The 18,247-nt window shown below is 38.7% G+C and carries 18 protein-coding genes and 2 pseudogenes; 9 read left to right on the top strand and 11 right to left on the bottom strand.

Annotated features, from left to right (window positions below; genetic code table 11):
* Nucleotides 1-31 precede the first annotated feature (31 nt).
* Nucleotides 32-1,420, top strand: coding sequence for a MocR-like pyridoxine biosynthesis transcription factor PdxR (gene pdxR / locus NYR89_RS03065; protein ID WP_279446290.1), 1,389 nt, complete (start codon nucleotides 32-34; stop codon nucleotides 1,418-1,420).
* A 77-nt stretch (nucleotides 1,421-1,497) separates the two neighbouring features.
* On the opposite strand, the gene frr is transcribed toward pdxR, so the two are convergent.
* Both frr and pyrH read right to left on the bottom strand, forming a co-directional pair.
* Entirely contained in the window at nucleotides 1,498-2,055 is a 558-nt protein-coding gene (gene frr, locus NYR89_RS03060; RefSeq protein WP_279446289.1) for a ribosome recycling factor, read from the bottom strand.
* 187 nt (nucleotides 2,056-2,242) lie between these two features.
* On the bottom strand, nucleotides 2,243-2,956 hold the full coding sequence (gene pyrH, locus NYR89_RS03055) for a UMP kinase (RefSeq protein WP_279446288.1): 714 nt from the start codon (nucleotides 2,954-2,956) through the stop codon (nucleotides 2,243-2,245).
* A gap of 108 nt (nucleotides 2,957-3,064) precedes the next feature.
* On the opposite strand from pyrH, the gene NYR89_RS03050 reads away from it, so the two are divergent.
* Nucleotides 3,065-4,618 (top strand): phosphoethanolamine transferase, encoded by a 1,554-nt coding sequence (locus NYR89_RS03050; RefSeq protein ID WP_279446287.1) that lies wholly within the window; start codon nucleotides 3,065-3,067, stop codon nucleotides 4,616-4,618.
* Nucleotides 4,619-4,679: 61 nt separating this feature from the next.
* Here the strand turns inward: NYR89_RS03050 and NYR89_RS03045 are convergent, their stop codons facing one another.
* From NYR89_RS03045 to NYR89_RS03030, 4 genes are all read right to left on the bottom strand, one after another.
* Nucleotides 4,680-4,907, bottom strand: coding sequence for a sulfurtransferase TusA family protein (locus tag NYR89_RS03045; protein WP_279446285.1), 228 nt, complete (start codon nucleotides 4,905-4,907; stop codon nucleotides 4,680-4,682).
* An 18-nt stretch (nucleotides 4,908-4,925) separates the two neighbouring features.
* Complete coding sequence (locus NYR89_RS03040) at nucleotides 4,926-5,441, bottom strand: hemerythrin domain-containing protein (protein WP_279446284.1); 516 nt, start codon at nucleotides 5,439-5,441, stop codon at nucleotides 4,926-4,928.
* A 70-nt stretch (nucleotides 5,442-5,511) separates the two neighbouring features.
* Complete coding sequence (gene tgt, locus NYR89_RS03035) at nucleotides 5,512-6,660, bottom strand: tRNA guanosine(34) transglycosylase Tgt (protein WP_279446283.1); 1,149 nt, start codon at nucleotides 6,658-6,660, stop codon at nucleotides 5,512-5,514.
* Between the two features lie 72 nt (nucleotides 6,661-6,732).
* On the bottom strand, nucleotides 6,733-6,867 hold the full coding sequence (locus tag NYR89_RS03030; RefSeq protein WP_279446282.1) for a hypothetical protein: 135 nt from the start codon (nucleotides 6,865-6,867) through the stop codon (nucleotides 6,733-6,735).
* A 112-nt stretch (nucleotides 6,868-6,979) separates the two neighbouring features.
* Between NYR89_RS03030 and NYR89_RS03025 the strand changes: the two genes are divergently transcribed.
* The 5 genes and pseudogenes from NYR89_RS03025 to ilvN all read left to right on the top strand — a co-directional run bounded on the left by NYR89_RS03025 (nucleotide 6,980) and on the right by ilvN (nucleotide 11,240).
* Nucleotides 6,980-7,552, top strand: coding sequence for a YceB family lipoprotein (locus NYR89_RS03025; RefSeq protein WP_279446281.1), 573 nt, complete (start codon nucleotides 6,980-6,982; stop codon nucleotides 7,550-7,552).
* Between the two features lie 112 nt (nucleotides 7,553-7,664).
* Nucleotides 7,665-7,871 carry a cold shock domain-containing protein CspD gene (gene cspD, locus NYR89_RS03020; RefSeq protein WP_279446280.1) on the top strand — a complete coding sequence of 69 codons (207 nt, stop codon included), beginning with the start codon at nucleotides 7,665-7,667 and terminating at the stop codon, nucleotides 7,869-7,871.
* A 131-nt stretch (nucleotides 7,872-8,002) separates the two neighbouring features.
* The gene (can, locus tag NYR89_RS03015; RefSeq protein WP_279446279.1) at nucleotides 8,003-8,719 is read left to right on the top strand and encodes a carbonate dehydratase; all 717 of its coding nucleotides are present in this window, start codon (nucleotides 8,003-8,005) and stop codon (nucleotides 8,717-8,719) included.
* A gap of 314 nt (nucleotides 8,720-9,033) precedes the next feature.
* Nucleotides 9,034-10,756 (top strand): annotated as a pseudogene (locus tag NYR89_RS03010) (acetolactate synthase 3 large subunit).
* Nucleotides 10,749-11,240, top strand: a complete 492-nt coding sequence (ilvN, locus tag NYR89_RS03005; protein ID WP_279446278.1) for an acetolactate synthase small subunit — start codon at nucleotides 10,749-10,751, stop codon at nucleotides 11,238-11,240. The pseudogene NYR89_RS03010 and the gene ilvN overlap by 8 nt, the downstream one beginning before the upstream one ends.
* Before the next feature lie 97 nt (nucleotides 11,241-11,337).
* Here ilvN and NYR89_RS03000 read toward each other — a convergent pair whose 3' ends face one another.
* The 4 genes and pseudogenes from NYR89_RS03000 to NYR89_RS02985 form a co-directional block, all read right to left on the bottom strand.
* Complete coding sequence (locus NYR89_RS03000; protein WP_279446277.1) at nucleotides 11,338-12,372, bottom strand: alpha/beta hydrolase; 1,035 nt, start codon at nucleotides 12,370-12,372, stop codon at nucleotides 11,338-11,340.
* A gap of 45 nt (nucleotides 12,373-12,417) precedes the next feature.
* Nucleotides 12,418-12,846 carry a cyclophilin-like fold protein gene (locus NYR89_RS02995; RefSeq protein WP_279446276.1) on the bottom strand — a complete coding sequence of 143 codons (429 nt, stop codon included), beginning with the start codon at nucleotides 12,844-12,846 and terminating at the stop codon, nucleotides 12,418-12,420.
* Nucleotides 12,847-12,922: 76 nt separating this feature from the next.
* Nucleotides 12,923-14,089 (bottom strand): MFS transporter, encoded by a 1,167-nt coding sequence (locus tag NYR89_RS02990; RefSeq protein WP_279446275.1) that lies wholly within the window; start codon nucleotides 14,087-14,089, stop codon nucleotides 12,923-12,925.
* Between the two features lie 64 nt (nucleotides 14,090-14,153).
* Nucleotides 14,154-15,293 (bottom strand): annotated as a pseudogene (locus NYR89_RS02985) (alpha/beta hydrolase).
* A 110-nt stretch (nucleotides 15,294-15,403) separates the two neighbouring features.
* Here NYR89_RS02985 and NYR89_RS02980 point away from each other — a divergent pair.
* Complete coding sequence (locus tag NYR89_RS02980) at nucleotides 15,404-16,300, top strand: LysR family transcriptional regulator (protein WP_279446274.1); 897 nt, start codon at nucleotides 15,404-15,406, stop codon at nucleotides 16,298-16,300.
* Nucleotides 16,301-16,330: 30 nt separating this feature from the next.
* Here the strand turns inward: NYR89_RS02980 and NYR89_RS02975 are convergent, their stop codons facing one another.
* The gene (locus NYR89_RS02975; RefSeq protein WP_279446273.1) at nucleotides 16,331-17,149 is read right to left on the bottom strand and encodes a GIY-YIG nuclease family protein; all 819 of its coding nucleotides are present in this window, start codon (nucleotides 17,147-17,149) and stop codon (nucleotides 16,331-16,333) included.
* Nucleotides 17,150-17,467: 318 nt separating this feature from the next.
* On the opposite strand from NYR89_RS02975, the gene NYR89_RS02970 reads away from it, so the two are divergent.
* The gene (locus NYR89_RS02970) at nucleotides 17,468-18,244 is read left to right on the top strand and encodes an EcoRI family type II restriction endonuclease (RefSeq protein WP_341536367.1); all 777 of its coding nucleotides are present in this window, start codon (nucleotides 17,468-17,470) and stop codon (nucleotides 18,242-18,244) included.
* Nucleotides 18,245-18,247 lie beyond the last annotated feature (3 nt).

The following is an 18,247-nucleotide window of genomic DNA, read 5'->3' as shown; positions in this document are numbered from 1 at the left end:
ATCAATTTAACAAATATTAATGAGGTCAGAAGTGAAAAAATTAAGCTATCTACTCAATAAACAGCATAGTACACCGCTCTATTTACAACTTTATCAGCAAATCAAGCGGTCTATTTATAGCCAAGAATTGCAACTTGGCGATAAATTGCCATCTAAACGTCACCTCTGCGAACATTTGCAAATTAGTCAAAACACGGTGGAAAGTGCCTATGCACAATTGTTAGCGGAAGGTTATATTGAATCCAAACCTCGCGACGGTTTTTTTGTCTGCTTTCAGGCGGAATTGGCTTATCCGAGTGTTAATGTCGTAAAAAATTTTGTCAATTCGACCGCTTCTACCGACTATGAGATCGATTTCAACCCAAATAAAATCGATAGCCAATCTTTTCCGTTTAACCGTTGGAAAAAATGTGCGAATTGGGCAAATAAAGATTTTTTAAATATGGGTGACAAGCAAGGCGATCTCAATTTACGTCAGCAAATCTCTCAATATTTATTGGCTTCACGCGGGGTAAACTGCGAGCCGGAGCAAATCGTGATCGGGGCGGGCGTAGAAAGTCGCTTACAGCAATTGATTTTATTATTTCAACAGCTCAACCCTACTATGAATTGGGCGATGGAATCTTACGGTTATCCTACGGTAGAAAAATTATTGAATCTCTATCAAAAGCCAATTTTTAAAATGCCGTTCAGCTCGGAAAATTATCAGCTAGATATTCCTTTTTTGGAACAAAACCAAATTAACGTGGCATATCTGACTCCTTCGCATTTATATCCGTTTGGTCATATTTTAACGATTGGACAACGCCAGCAATTACTCGAATGGGCGGCGACACAAGACGGACGTTATATTATTGAGGATGACTACGATAGTGAATTCCGTTACACCGGCAAACCGATTCCCTCGTTACAAAGTTTAGACCGACAAGATAAAGTGATCTATTTAGGATCATTTTCTAAGCTATTGATGCCCTCGTCGCGAATTACGTTTTTAGTGTTACCTCACAATTTATTGAGAGAATATCAACAATATTGTGCATTTTTTAACGCCTCGGTTTCTCGCTTAGAACAGCAACGTTTAGCCAAATTTATTCAATCCGGAGAATTTGAAAAACATATTAATCGAATGAGAAAAATCTACCGGCACAAAATGGAATTATTGTGTGAACTACTCTCACCTTATACCAAACAAGTTAAATATTATGGCGAACATTCCGGCTTCTATTTGCTGATCGAATTATTAGATGAAACAAAATCATTAGATCAATTAGTTGAACTGGCAAAAGCACAAAAAATTAAGGTTTATCCGATTCATCACCAGCAACGCAGATTATTTAGTTTAGGTTTCGGGCATTTGTCGGAAGAACAGCTTCGGAAAGGATTGGATAAGTTGTTGCATTGTTGGGATATTGCTCGCTAACAAGCGGTCAAATTTGACGATTTTTTTGCAAAAATAAAGGCACGTCAACACGTGCCTTTTGCTTCATTCAACAAAGATTAGAAATCTAATAATTCTTTTTCTTTTGCCGCTAATACTTCATCGACTTTTTTCACATAGCCATCAGTGATTTTTTGGATTTCATCTTGTGCTTTACGCTCTTCGTCTTCACTGATTTCTTTGTCTTTTAATAACGCTTTGATTTGGTCATTTGCATCACGACGTACGTTACGGATTGCAATTTTACCTTGTTCGCCTTCGCCTTTTACGATTTTAATTAAATCACGACGACGTTCTTCTGTTAATGGTGGAAGTGGAACACGGATTGTTGCACCGGCTGATGAAGGGTTTAAACCTAAATCAGAGGTTAAAATTGCTTTTTCTACTGCACTAATTAAAGAACGGTCAAACACGTTTACCGCTAATGTACGTGCATCTTCCGCAACCACGTTAGCTACTTGACGGAGTGGTGTCGCAGAACCGTAATATTCTACTTGGATACCGTCTAAAAGGCTTGGTTGCGCACGACCGGTACGAATTTTAGAAATATGGCTTTTTAACGCTTCTAAGCTCTTCTCCATACGATCTTGCGTATCTTTTTTAATTTCGTTGATCATTTGTTGTTCCTTTCAATATTTGAGTCAATAAACTAGTCAATTCTACCTAAATCCCTTTCATTTTCATAGTCCTAACCTTAAATTTATCGTCTTACTCATTAATTAAAAAACAATAAAAAAACGGCCTGTTTTCTTTAATTTGTAAATCCTTAAAGAAAACAGACCGCTTACCATGATTAAAACATGATTAAGAAATCAGCGTACCTTCAGTTGTACCGGTGACTACTTGTTTTAATGCACCCGGTTTAACCATATTAAATACACGAATCGGCATACCGTGGTCACGAGCCAATGTAAATGCGGCTAAATCCATTACTTGCAACTCTTGGTCGATAACTTCCGCATAGCTTAATTGGTTATAAAGTTTCGCATCAGCAAATTTAGCTGGATCTTTATCGTATACACCGTCAACTTTCGTTGCTTTTAATACTACATCCGCTTCAATTTCGATACCACGTAAACACGCTGCTGAATCTGTGGTAAAGAACGGGCTACCTGTACCGGCAGAGAAAATCACCACACGTTTTTCACGTAACATTTTGATCGCTTCAGACCAGTTATACGTATCGCAAATCCCGTTTAATTGGAATGCTGACATAAGTTTTGCATTTACATCCGCACGGTGTAACGCATCACGCATTGCTAAACCGTTCATTACCGTTGCAAGCATACCCATATGGTCGCCCACAACACGGTTCATACCCGCTTTCGCTAATTTTGCACCACGGAACAAGTTACCACCACCAAGTACAACACCAACTTCTACACCCATTTCAATTAATTCTTTAATTTCTAATGCCATACGATCCAAAATTGACGGATCAATACCGAAGCCTTCATCACCTTGTAATGCTTCGCCACTTAATTTTAATAAAATACGTTTATAGATAGGATTGCTCATTTTAATTGCCTCTTAATGCTGTATGGACTAAAAACAAAATTACGCTATTATAGACTATCCTATTTAAACAAGAAATAGTCATTCTTATAATTACGTTTGGAATCTCCAATGACACATAAATTAACAAAACAACAAGTCATTTATACTTTTATTTCGCTGTGCCTAGCGACCTTTGCCGGCTACTTTATGTTAAAAGGTTCCGGTTTCTTCCCTACACCTAATCTTATTGAAATACTATGCGCCGTGATTCTAATTATCGCACTTGGTAGTTCTAAGCTCTCGTACTATGCCCTCTTATTACCGATTACTATCGGCTATATGCTATATACGCCAATCGGCTTATCTTTCGGTGCGCCGTCTTATCAGTATATTGCTTCCTTATTTGCAACCGATTTATTAGAAGGACGAGAATTTCTCACTCAGTTACCGATTAGCAATTATTTGATTGCTATCGGAATCTTACTTGCGGTCATTTTTTTCAGAAAAATTACCAAACAGCATCAGATTAATTTCTTGAACAATCGTGCATTTATTATTAGCTCATTAGTGGTTTCACTATTTAGCCTTGCACCCTTCAAATTCTTTCACGAATTTTTTAGTGAAAGTATGAAGGTGAAACAGGAATTAGAAGCGCTAAATAACAGTACTGCCATTCCTTCCGAATGGGGCAGATCCATACTTTCTAGCGATTCAAAATATGATGATTACGTGTTAGTTATCGGTGAAAGTGCCCGTAAAGATTATCATCACGCTTACGGCTATCCGGTTGAAAATACACCGTTTATGAGTAAGGCAAAAGGTACGCTAATTGACGGATTTACTGCTGGTGGGACAAATACTATCGCTTCACTTAAATTGCTACTCACTAAACCGAATACACAAACTTGGGAAGGTAATTACCGCTTAAATTTAGTTGAATTGGTGAAATCTGCCGGCATTAAAACTTACTGGATTTCCAACCAAGGCTATTTAGGGCGTTTTGATACGCCGATTTCTTCATTGGCAAACAAAAGCGATGAGAAGATCTTCCTCAAGTCAGGCGATTCATTTAGCCAAAATATCAGTGACTTCGCATTACTGCCGAAATTCAGCCAGATCATTTCACAAGCGGCACAAGGTAAGCGTTTTATTGCGGTACACTTATATGGCTCACATCCGATTACCTGTGATCGCCTAACCGATTACCCGAAAATCTTTGACGATACCAAAATTGCACAAAAATATCATAACGTGAACTGTTATCTTTCTTCGATGAAGAAAACCGATGAATTACTGGAAAAATTGTATAACGAGTTAAACCAAAATAAAGCGAAAACCGGCAGAAGTTTTTCCATGGTTTATTTTTCGGATCATGGTTTAATTCATAGTGAAGACGAAAAAGGGATTCATATTTTAAATACCGCACAAGGCAAACTACACTTTGACGTGCCGTTATTTAAAATTTCAAGCGATGATACCGAACGCCATGTTTATAAAGTGTTTAAATCCGGTTTAAACTTTACGGACGGCATTGGAAAATGGATAGGCATTACTAATGAAAAACTTAATCCGCAAGCGGATTTATTTAGTAATCAAAGCGACAAAGATGATTACGGCTTGAAGCAAGTAATTGAAAAGATTCCAGCAAAAGCCGATCCGGCAATTGTGATTCCGATGAAATAAGTCATAAATAAGCGGCCATTTTTGAGATAACTTTTACAAAAGTATCGACAAATTTGACCGCTTACTTTTTGAGAATAGTTAGCGAATGATATTGGCTATGCAGATCATCTACGACCAAATCATAACCACATTCCTCACAGAACAATTCAAAATCTTGTACACTGCTCGTCAAATCAAGCAATAGAACCAGCTGTTCGTTTAGTGCTAATTGATTCAATGCTTTTTTTGTCATCAATAGCGGTAGCGGACAGCGGTATTGACGTAAATCTAATTGATAACTTTTAGGCATTATGTCTATCAATCATACTTATGCGGCTTTACGGCGATTCGCCATAATTTTCCCCATACTGTCCAATTCTGATTGTGCCAGATGTTTTCGACCAAGCTCAAACAACGGTTCTTCAATCGCAATGTGTACATCATATCCCGCCACAAAGCGTGCAATCAGTTCCGGATCTATGTCATTACGTTCGCCCGCCACTAATGCTTCTAATTGTTCGGCAAGTAATGCCCAATTTTGGTGTAGCACTTCGTGTTGGCTTTCTAATTCGTCTATATCCGCCTGAGCCTGAGGCTGAACTTGAATTAATGCAGGAAAGAAATCACATTCTTCATCTTCATGGTGTAACGGAGCGGAAAGGTTAAAGTAATTAAGAATTTGTTGCACATCATTTTTAACCGCTTGGTTAACGCCATTTTTAGCCAGATAGTCAGGCAATATTTGTAACTGTTTACAAAAACGTTTTACCTTACTGTGGCAAGCGTACAACATATCAATTGGCTCTGCCCAACTGGCGAATTGTTGTGGTTCAAGTTGTTGCATAAAAACCTCTCTATGCAATAAATGATTAGAAAAAGGCACAAGCCTGTACTTGTGCCATGATAAAATTAAATTACTTATTCACTTCTGATTGTAATGGTGGAACGTCTTTGCCAATTTTGGCATAAAATTCCACCACAAAATCATCAAAACGATCTTCTTCAATCGCTTGGCGAATCTGTGCCATTAAGCGTTGATAATAGCGTAAATTATGGATCGTATTTAAACGTGCGCCTAAAATCTCACCGCATTTATCTAAGTGATATAAATACGCTTTTGTATAATTTTTGCAAGTGTAGCAATCACATTCCGGATCTAATGGTGTGGTATCGGTTTTGTATTTCGCATTACGAATTTTCACAATACCATTACTCACAAATAAATGCCCGTTACGTGCGTTACGTGTCGGCATTACGCAGTCGAACATATCAATACCGCGACGTACACCTTCAACCAAATCTTCTGGTTTACCCACGCCCATTAAGTAACGGGGTTTATCTTGCGGTAATAACGGCGTGGTAAATTCAAGGATACGGTGCATTTCTTCTTTTGGTTCGCCTACCGCTAAACCACCAACCGCATAACCGTCAAAGCCGATATTAACTAAGCCTTCAACCGAAATCTTACGCAGTTCTTCGTAGGTACCGCCTTGTACGATACCAAATAACGCACGTGGATTTTGTAATTCATCGAAACGATCACGACTACGTTTTGCCCAACGCAATGACATTTCCATTGAGTTTTTTGCATAATCAAAAGTAGCCGGATATGGCGTACATTCATCAAAGATCATCACGATATCCGAGCCGAGATCGTATTGAATTTCCATCGATTTTTCCGGCGAAAGGAAAATTTTCTCACCGCTAATCGGGTTTTGGAAGGTTACGCCCTCTTCTTTGATTTTACGTAATTTGCCTAAGCTAAATACTTGGAAACCGCCTGAGTCAGTTAAAATCGGACCGTGCCATTGCATAAAATCGTGCAAATCACCGTGTGATTTCATTACTTCTTGCCCCGGACGTAACCATAGATGGAAAGTATTGCCTAATAAAATTTGCGCACCGGTTGCCGCTACTTCTTCCGGTGTCATTCCTTTTACCGTACCGTATGTACCGACTGGCATAAATGCCGGTGTTTCAACCACATATTCGCCTTTCGGACGAGAAAATGTCAAACGACCACGACGAGCATTACCACTGGTTATTTTTAATTCATACTTCATTCAAAATTCCTTATAGATAAACAGTCTATAAACACATCAATAAGCGATCAAATTTCACTTATTTTCTGCAAATTAAAAGCGGATTCCGGTCCCTAAGCCAAATCCCGCACCTACACCATTTGAGCCACCGCCAACACTTGCACTACCGCCAAAAGTACAACCGGCAAGAGCCAAAACACCGAGGCAAATGATAAATTTTTTAATCATTTTGTTTCCTTCGTTAAACGGAATTGATATAGTCCCGAATAAAATTAAAAGGAGAGTATTCTACTCTTTTTAGAGCCATAAAACTAGAATAAGCTAATAATATGAGGATATTATGAAAACTGTGTTTAGATTTCTTATCAGTGGTGCAATCCTACTCTGCTCACTTATTACTAACGTACACGCATTTAGTATTAGCCAACAAGAAATTAACCAATATCTTGAAACACGTTTAGCAGAAAAAATTCCATTAAAAGATAAAGTCGGTATTCCAGGTCTATTTCAGCTAGATTATCACCTCTATAATCTCTCTACTGAAATTGGGCAAACTGATAAGAAAAAAGTCGCAGTTTCCGGCGTAATTGAAGGTATATTGCAAGCAAAAGGCAAAAAATATGATGCTAGAATTGCACTTAATATGGATACAATGCCCTATTATGATGCAGAAAAAGGTACGTTATATCTGAAAGACATTCGTTTATTAAGTTACACTGCAACACCAGCTAAATATCAAGATGAATTACAGGTGTTCTTACCCGTTTTAATGGATGGTTTAACTAATCTGCTCAACCATACCCCAGTCTATACTTTAGATGAGAATAAAGCGAAAGAAGCATTAGTAAAAAAATTTGGTAAAGCCATTGTGGTAGAAAAAGGCGAACTGCGTTTAGAAACTTCCGTTTTCTAAAAAATTTTGTGATCTTGCTCCAATTTTTAAATATTTCCGATTGTTCTTATTCTATTTATGACTAAAATCCATCATGTAATATAAATAGTTACTATGTAGGAGAGTGATGATTATGGAAATTGGCACCGTGAAATGGTTCAATAATGTAAAAGGTTTCGGTTTTATTACCTGTGAAGCTGTTGAAGGCGATATTTTTGCCCATTTTTCTGAAATTCAAAGTGAGGGTTATCGTTCCCTCAAAGTCGGACAAAAAGTACAATTTGAACTTGTTAACGGAGAACGCGGTGCATCAGCAACGAAAATTTCGTTAGTTGAATAATTTATAGCTATTCATAGATAAAGTTATTTAAGCGGTCGAATTTGTGAAAATATTAGCAAATTCGACCGCTTTTCTATTTTATGCTAGAATACAACCAATTTTATTAACAAAATTTTAACAAGGTTAGATAGATGAAACAGATAGAAAGATTGTTTGCCAACAATCATGCTTGGGCAACACGTATGAAAGACGAGCAATCGGATTACTTTAAACAACTTGCTGAGCATCAGAAACCGACTTATTTGTGGATTGGTTGTTCAGACAGCCGTGTACCTGCTGAAAAATTAACCGGACTAGGTCCCGGAGAACTGTTTGTTCATCGAAATGTAGCAAATTTAGTTATTCATACTGATCTAAATTGTCTTTCTGTCGTGCAATATGCAGTAGATGTATTAGAGATAGAACATATTATTATCTGTGGACATACTAACTGTGGTGGTATTCAGGTCGCGATAGGAACAGTAGAAGATAATGGTCTTATCAGTAACTGGTTATTACATATTCGTGATCTTTGGTTTAAACATAGTTATTTACTGGGCAATCTCCCTTCTGAACAGCGTGCCAATATGCTGACTCGTTTAAATGTTGCAGAACAGGTTTATAACTTAGGACGTAGCTCTATTGTGACAGCCGCATGGAAACGAGGCAAAAAGCTCTCTATTCACGGTTGGGTTTATGACGTGAATGACGGTTTCTTAATTGATCAAGGTGTAATTGCAACCAGTACCGAAACGTTAGAAATTACTTACCGAAAGGCCATTGCTAAACTCGCAACCGAAGTGGAAGACCTGATCGCAAATAAATCGCCTGAAACACCATTTTCCAAAGATACTGCTAATATTGATTAATGCTATGTAAAAATAGTGTGATAAACCTCACACTATTCTGCCCTTATTCCTACCTATTTCCATGTATTTTACTTTTTTTCACAAAAAAGATTAAATGCTTCTTAATTTATAAAATTTGGTCAAAAATATTTTAAAACAGAAAAATAGCTCATTTCATTTTATAAAAATCCATTTTAATAAAATAAACAGCATTTAATATCACAAAAACATTACCACAACTATTTTTTCGTACTAGACAAATATTTTATTTTTTAGCAGAATCAACTGCACATATAAAGTAAACACAATATTCATTCAAATCGTTGGAGGATTCAATGAAAAAACTTTCTGGTGCAGAAATGGTTGTTCAATCCTTGAAAGATGAAGGCGTAGAATACGTTTTCGGCTATCCGGGTGGCTCGGTATTAGATATTTATGATGCAATTCATACGCTTGATAATATCAATCACGTGCTTGTACGCCATGAGCAAGTCGCGGTACATATGGCAGATGGTTACGCTCGCTCAACCGGTAAAGTCGGTTGTGTGTTAGTCACTTCCGGCCCCGGAGCAACCAATGCAATTACCGGTATTGCTACCGCTTACGCAGACTCTGTTCCACTTGTTATCTTAACCGGTCAGGTACCTTCCGCTTTAATCGGTACGGATGCGTTCCAAGAATGCGATATGCTGGGTATTTCTCGCCCGGTTGTTAAGCACAGCTTCATGATCAAAAATCCGGAAGACATTCCCTCAACGATCAAAAAAGCCTTTTATATTGCGTCAACTGGTACCGGGTCCGGTATTAATTGATATTCCAAAAGATATGGTTAATCCGGCAAATAAATTTACCTATGAATACCCGAAAGAGGTTTCATTACGCTCATATAACCCGACCGTACAAGGTCATAAAGGTCAAATTAAAAAAGCATTAAAAGCGTTATTAGTGGCGAAAAAACCGGTGTTATATATCGGTGGCGGTATAATTTCTGCTGAATGTGCAACACAACTGACTGATTTCGCTATCAAGTTAAATCTACCAGTAACTAGCTCATTAATGGGCTTAGGTGGCTTCCCAGCTTCAAATAAACAATTCTTAGGTATGCTCGGTATGCACGGCACTTATGAAGCGAATAATGCAATGCACGAAAGTGACCTTATTCTCGGTATCGGTGTGCGTTTTGATGACCGTACCACCAATAATCTCGCGAAATATTGCCCGAATGCAAAAGTAATTCACGTTGATATCGATCCAGCGTCTATCTCAAAAACTGTACCGGCATATATTCCAATTGTAGGTAGTGCTAGCAATGTATTAGACGAGTTTCTCAGTTTATTAGAAGAAGAAAATCTTGCAAAAAGTCAGGCGGATTTAACCGCTTGGTGGAAACAGATTGATGAATGGAAAGCTCGTCAATGTTTAAAATTTGAAGCAAGCAAAGAAGTAATTAAACCGCGACAAGTTATTCAACTCATTCATAAAATTACTAAAGGTGATGCCTATGTTGCTTCAGATGTTGGTCAGCATCAAATGTTTGCCGCTCTCCACTACCCGTTTGAAAAACCTCGTCGTTGGATCAATTCAGGCGGTGCAGGAACAATGGGATACGGCTTGCCAGCGCCTATTGGCGTAAAATTCGCTCATCCGGAAGCAACGGTAGTATGCGTTACCGGTGACGGCTCGATTCAAATGAATATTCAAGAACTATCTACCGTGAAGCAATATGACACGCCAATCGTAATCGTTAGCTTAAACAACCGTTTCTTAGGGATGGTAAAACAATGGCAGGATCTCATCTATTCCGGTCGCCATTCTCAGGTATATATGAATTCACTACCTGACTTTGCTAAATTAGCTGAGGCTTACGGCCATATCGGTATCACGATTGATCACCCAAGTGAATTAGAAGAAAAACTTACACAAGCATTTGCTATTAAGAACAAATTAGTCTTTGTTGATGTAAAAGTAGATGAAACCGAACACGTCTATCCAATGCAAATTCGTGGCGGTGCAATGAATGAAATGATGTTAAGTAAAACGGAGAGAACAGATGCGTAGAACATTATCAGTATTACTCGAAAATGAATCGGGTGCATTATCTCGTGTGGTTGGTCTTTTCTCCCAACGTGGTTTCAATATCGAAAGTTTAACCGTTGCTCCGACTGACGATGCAACGCTTTCACGTATGACGATTGTAGCAAAGGGCGATGAAAACGTTTTAGAACAAATCGAAAAACAGTTACATAAATTGATTGATGTTTTTAAAGTATCGAATCTAAGTCCGACCGAGCATATTGAACGTGAAGTGCTATTACTCAAAGTAAGAGCAACCGGTTCAACTCGTGACGAGTTAAAGCGTATGGTTGATATTTTCCGTGGACAGATTGTCGATATTACGCCAAAACTGTATACGGTTCAGTTATCCGGTACGAGCGAAAAACTCAATGCGTTTATTGAAGCGGTCAAACAAGAAACCACTATTGTGGAAATCGTCCGCTCTGGAGTAATCAGCCTCTCTCGTGGCGATAAAAACTGTTTATAATTCACCCTATTTAGGCGAACAATCCGTTCGCCTTTTTATTATAATACCAATCAAGATCAATTTGCCCGATAGAGTAAATTTCAAATTTTTCGGCATATTACTCTCTCAACATTCTGCTAATCGCTTCGGTTCGTCCAGCTTTATAAGCCTTAGTTTGTGGGCTAGCTGGATTGAACAATTCAAATGCGTGATATACACCAGAAATCACTTGCAAATCGGTTTTTACGCCAGCTTGTACAAGACGATTCGCATAATCGAGATCTTCATTCACAAATAAATCCATATCGCCGACCATCATATAAGTATGTGGTAAACCTGCCAAATTTTTAGCAGTGGCGGCAGAATAATATGGCGACTGTTGTTCACTGATCTTTTGCGTACCTTTTAAGGTTTGCCAACCAATACGGTTGAACTCAGCTGTCCAAACAAATTCACCGGTATTCGGGCTGTGATATAAGGAACTTTCCGAACCAGTGCGATAATCTAACATCGGGTAAATCAATACCTGTCCTTTGAGTTTGAACTCGCCTTGATCCCGTACTTTCAAACCTAAACGAGCCGCTAAACCACCACCGGCACTTTCACCCATTATGATCGCTTTACTTGGATCAATATTAAATTTATCTGCATTATTCAGCACATAAGCCAAGCCGTGATAAACGTCATTAATATCCGCAGGGAACACAGCTTGCGTGGCTAAACGGTATTCTACGCTTACTACCGCCACATTATTCAAATTCGCCAGTTCAAATAAAGAGGCATTGTTTTGACGGGCATTGCCGATTAAATAACCGCCACCGTGAATAAAATAGACTACTGGCAGTTTAGCATTTTTGCCGTTGTCGGGGCGATAAACATATAAATCCACTGCAGGCTGATTGCCTTGTGCTGGGGCGGTGAATTTGGCATCGGGCTGAACTTTATCTTCATTGGCATTTTTCAAAAAGATTGCGTTAATTTGTGCCAAACCTTCTTTGCTTCGCATCATTTGCGGATCGATTTTGACTGCGGAAAGAGTGCTTAAATCCTGATATTCAGGAGCAAGTAAATGCACAGTGCGATGCTGTTCGGTAGCCGTTACGGTAAATGATAACGCCAACGTAAAAGTCGCGACTAAGTGTTTGAGTTTCATTAAATTTCTCCTGTGAAATTGTGAAATAAAATAAGATTATTTAGTCTATTCCACTTTTTTTATCGTGACCACCTCGCCATCAATCTTACGCAATACATCCAGTCCTGAAGTCAGCTTGCCGAAATAAACCAAGCCGTTAGCGTAGCCGACGTGGGAATCAGTATAGAAAATCGCAAGATTACCCCACGGTGCATAGTAGGTTAAATCGCCTTGCTTGCCTGCATAACCTTTCGGGCTGTCTGCGATGGCAAGGCTTTTGGGAATATCACTACCGATTTTTTCGCTACTGGCATAATCTTCCAGTTTCATGGTAAGCGGTAATTGGGCATAAAAATCACGTGCCGTTTGGTTATCAGCAAGGGAAGCGGTAATTTTTTCCTGAGAATTTGCAAGTTGAATTTCGATCTGCATAGGCTGTCCTAAAACGTTCATTGTGGTGAAAAGTGCGGTTAAAAATAAGAGTGTTTTTTTCATATTTTTTCCAAATCTATGCGGTTGAATTTTATCCTACTTTTGCAAAAAGCAAGAAAAATTTAGCCGCTTGTGATGATTACAATACGGTAATTTTAGCAGTGTTCCGATACACTCGGTTACGAAAGAGAATACCTATAAAGCCTAATATAACGAATAATATTGCCCCCAATACGGAAGCTCTCGGCCCCCAGCCTGAAATAAATAAGCCACACACAAAGGTGCCGAGTGTTGTGCCGAGATTAGCGACGGTCAAAAATAAACCATTGGCAAATTCAGGTGCCTCGGGGGCGGCAGTGCTGACCATATATTGAATACCGTTGTTGGCGAGTCCAACCGAAATACCGAGCAATAACAAAATGCCCGTTACTGCCCAAAGCGTTTCTCCGGTCGCAAACAATAAACTGTATAAAGCCAACAGAATGAGCGGCATAGTTTGCAAGGTCGTGAATGGCGATTTTGCCAAGAATTTACCTGCCAACACGTTGCCGATAATATTTGCCATACCATAAACAAAGAGTAACAAACTGATGATTTTAAATGAAATTTGCGTAACAGATTGCAGATAATCGGAAAGATAACTGTAAAAACCGAACAAAACCGCATTCATTAAAATCCCTGCACCAATGGAAAACCACAAAACAGGCTTTCTTAAGACGCTAAGCTGTTCGCCATAACTGAGCGTTTCACGTACAGGCATAGATGGCACAAATTTAATAGTTGCCAGTAGCACAATTAAATTAACGACACCAAAGAAAATCATCGCGACCTGATAATTCAGATTATCGGCAATAAAACTCGTGATCGGCACGCCAAGCACCATACCAGCCGATACCCCCACAAAGACTTTTGCCACAGCTTTCGGGGACTCCTCTTTCGGCACTGACAATGCCGCCGTGAAAGCGATAGTCACATACACTGGGTGGAAAAAGGCAGGTACGGCACGGGCAATCAGTTGTACGCTATAGCTGTCGGAAACAGCGGCAATCACATTGCTTACCACAAACACACACAAGGCTAAAACCATCACACTTTTACGGTTCATTTTAGAAAACAATATCGGTGTAACAGGAGCGGAAAAGGCGACCACAAGGGCAAACAGGCTGACCAGCCAACCCGCATCCGGCACACTGATTTGGAAATGTTCGGCAATAATCGGAATAATGCCGACGATCCCCATTTCCGTATTTAAAATACCAAAAACCCCTAAGGCAAGAATGGCAATCAGGAATTTATTGTTTTGCATCCGTTTTCTCTCGTTTATTGAAGACAAAAGACAGGAAACTTCCATCTCCTGTCCTTTTTTAAGATTATTTCAAGTTCGCTTTAAAAAACGCTTCAAATTTATCGTAGGGGATTTTGTTCGCCACATCGTCGTATAAATCGGTGTGGGTTGCGTTTGGCACGATGACTAATTCTTTATCTTTGCTACCCAAGGATTTAAACGCATCTTCACCAAAGTAACGTGAGTGAGCGATTTCACCATGAACCACTAAAGCAGGGGCTTTTAGCTCATTTGCACGTTGTAAAATCGGCATATTGACAAATGATGTCGCCATCGCAGTGTTCCAACCTGCGGTTGAGTTTACACTGCGTGGGTGGAAGCCACGTGGCGTTTTATAATAGTTTGAATATTCACGCACAAATCTCGGCGTTTCAGCAGTGATTTTATCTTGCGGTATTAGGTGGTCTTCTGCTTTGCCATTTAACGCATAACCATTGACAGCGACTTCCCAACGTGCATTGGCTAAATCTTGTTTCATTTTATAACGTACTTCCGTTGTCATCGCTGGCACACGTTCATATTGTCCTTTCGGCGCAGGATCCATCTTGATTGCATAACCTTCTGCCATCACTCGTGTCATATCATACATTGTACTGACGGCAACCGCTTTAATGCGAGGGTCGCTCACAGCGCATTCAAAGCAAAACCACCCCAACCGCAAATACCTAAAATCCCGATTTTTTCACGATCCACATTATCTAACGAGCCTAAAAAATCTACGGCAGAAATAAAGTCGTCAGTGTTAATTTCAGGCGAAGCGGTGTTGCGTGGCAAACCTGAGCTTTCGCCTGTATATGAACCGTCAAACGCCAGTGTGACAAAACCACGTTCCGCCATATGTTGTGCGTATAAGCCCGATGATTGCTCTTTCACAGCTCCAAACGGACCGCTTACCGCAATCGCCGCTAATTTGCCTGTTGCACCTTTTGGCACATATAAATCACCGACCAAGGTAATGCCGTAACGGTTTTTGAAGGTCACTTTGCGATGTTCTACTTTGTCTGATTTCGGGAAAGTTTTATCCCATTCTTGGGTTAATTGAATGTGTTGTGCAGGTACTTCAACTGCCGTTGCGTTTTGGGGTAATGCTTGCCATTGCTGATGCTCCTAAGAATGATGTACCTAAAACCAATGCTGAAGTTAAGGTTTTGAGTTTGAATTTCATTGTGTTTCCTTTTAAATATACGTTTCGTTTTGATGAGCATATTATAGAGCTGGAATTGTGAGAAAAATATCAATAAAATAAGAACAAAATATTCTTAAAAAGAGAACAATATGCTCACTAAACTCAAACATTTTTGCCTTGTCGCTGAAACCTTAAATTTCAGAGAAACCGCCAATCGCTTGAATATTTCCCCATCGGTCGTGACCCGTGTTATCAATGAACTGGAAGCTGAATTGGGAGAACCGCTATTTAAACGTAGCACGCGTAATGTCAAGCTAACCAGCTTTGGCGAAAAATTTCTCCCTAAAGCACAGCGACTACTTACCGATAGCGAAGCCTTATTGAAAATGGGCAAAGAACAAGCGGATGAAATGCAAGGAATTGTGCGAATCACTGTGCCTGCGTGGCGGGAAAACGATGTCATAATTCGTGAGTTATTGACCGCACTTTTACCCTACCCCGGCATTATTATTGATTGGCGAGAAGATATGGGTAAGCTGGATATGATTGAAGACCGTATTGATATTGGTCTACGTATTGGATTAGAGCCTGATCCTAATTTTATCGTACGTAAAATTGCAACAGTGGGCGATATGTTAGTCTGCTCTCCCGAATTACTCGCCAAGTATGGGACCCCTAAAGATTTTGACGATTTTCAACGCCATTTCCCGATTTACCAACCTATCAACGCTAGTACGGGGCGTTCGTGGAATTTACCGCTCAACGAAAAAATTACGCTTGTACCTCGCAATATTGCCTTTTATTCCGTAGACAATTACAGTGCCTTACAAGCTATTTTAATGGGGCAATGTGCTGGACTGATTAGCGATTTTATGGCAAAGCCTTATCTGGCAAATGGTCAATTAGTCCAGCTTTTCCCTGATATTTCCATTGACCACTGGCGACTCTATCTCTATCGCCCTTATCAAACCATAACCCCAGCACGCGTGCTAAAAGTATTTGATTTACTCACAGACATTTGCCGAAAAATGTTTACGAAGCCATAAAAAAGTCTGAGGATATTCCTCAGACTTTTTTTAATCCCAATGAAACACCACTTTTAAACCTGTTGCGTCTGTAAAATTTTGAATCGCTCGTCGGCGTTCTTTGGTAGATAAATGTGAATAAAGATAAATATCCTCTTCAAGCTGAGTAGTATATTTCATCCCATTTGGTCTAAGACTCGGTTCGCTTCCAATACAATAGGAAGCTGTTGGCTTTCCATTTAAACAAAAATCTTCCACTAAAGAACGATATTTAGGCTGTTTCAATAAAAATAAAAAGAAATTTTTCTGATTGTCTCGGTAACTTTTGCCTGAGATTTTATGTTTATCCAGTTCAATATAGATCTGAGCAATTTGGTTTTCTTCTTCCTCTGTCGCATAGCTTTCAAATATATTAATATGCGCAACTTCATCTAAGATTTCTTGAGCGATATTCCAAACATTATCTGCCTTGATCTTACTTGTTTTTTCAATAAAAGACGTATTACCCGAAGTAGCATTATCTAACGTTAAATCGGTTTTCTGAAAAGCCTCAATTAATTTCTTCTCAAGATAATCAGTTTGTGATTTATCTAAATGCCCATCTTCACGCCCAAAGAAAATAATCTTACTCCACCACTCTTTATTGTCATTATGCGTAATTAGGCGATCATAAATTTTTCCGCTCGCCTGCCCAACATAACGCTGATTCTCACCTAATAAAATATAAATTCCTGCTCTATTCGCTTCTTCTAAATGTTTTAATGCTTTTAAATCTTCACGATCCGCAATCGCTAAAAACACAGGTTCTTTTGTATAAACCGTGATATTGTCTTTTGCTCGATCACTAATAATAACGGTATGGGTAACCATAAATCTTCCTTTTATCTTATAAAGTTTATATCAGTTATATTAGCCTAACTATTCCAAGAAAAACTCGCATAAGCGAAAAAATTTATATTTGGCGGCTTAGCAATCAGCAAATTGGGAAGATTTTGGTGAGGTTTTAAGAAAGTATGCTGTCTGGAAAGTTTCAGACGGCGTTTTTAATTGCTTCATTAAAGTAATGATCGTAGATAAATCTGTTATAATAAGTAATGATATATGTAAATATAAGGTAGGAATTGCTAATGGCAAAGAAAAATCAATCAACTCGTTTAACATCGCAAGCATAAAGATGCTAAAGGTGTTATTGGTATTTTTGGAGAGGAAGCTAAATCTCACGATAATGTTGTTTCTAATGTTTCCAAACAGGTTCAAGTTTATCTTAAGACAGAGTTTCCAAAGCTATCTTTTCGTTATCGTACCAGTGTTAGTAAAGAAGAAATTAATCAGTCTTTGAAAAAGCTTGATAGCGAATTAGGACAAACACTCTTCGTTTCAAATTCTAGCATTAAGCCTGATGGCGGTATTATTGAAGTATTAGATGATAATGGTGAATGGAGAGTAATCTTAGTTTCCGAAGCCAAGCATCAAGGTAAGGATATTGAAAACATTAAGCAAGGAAAATTAGTTGGAAAAAATAGTGATCAGGATTTAATGGCGACAGGTAATGCTATTGAGCGTTCTCATAAAAACATTGCGGAAATTGCTAATTTTATGTTGCGAGAATCACATTTTCCTTATGTTTTATTCTTAGAAGGGTCTAATTTTCTAACTGAAACACTTTCAATAACAAGACCAGATGGCAGAATAGTTGTTCTAGAATATAATTCAGGAATGCTAAATAGATTAGATAGGCTAACTGCCGCTAATTATGGAATGCCGATCAACACCAATCTGTGTCAGAATAGATTTATTAAACATAATGATAAAACAATAATGTTACAAGCGACTTCTATTTATACACAGGGCAATGGCCAACATTGGGATATAGATAATATGTTTTCAGTCATGCTTGATACTGCTCGTACATCATTAAAAGTATTGGGTAGCGATTTATTTAATCAACTTACTAAAAATAATTAAATT

The sequence above is a fragment of the Actinobacillus arthritidis genome (assembly GCF_029774155.1).
In the GTDB taxonomy this organism is placed as follows: domain Bacteria; phylum Pseudomonadota; class Gammaproteobacteria; order Enterobacterales; family Pasteurellaceae; genus Actinobacillus; species Actinobacillus arthritidis.
This window is presented reverse-complemented; position numbering and strand designations above follow the sequence as displayed.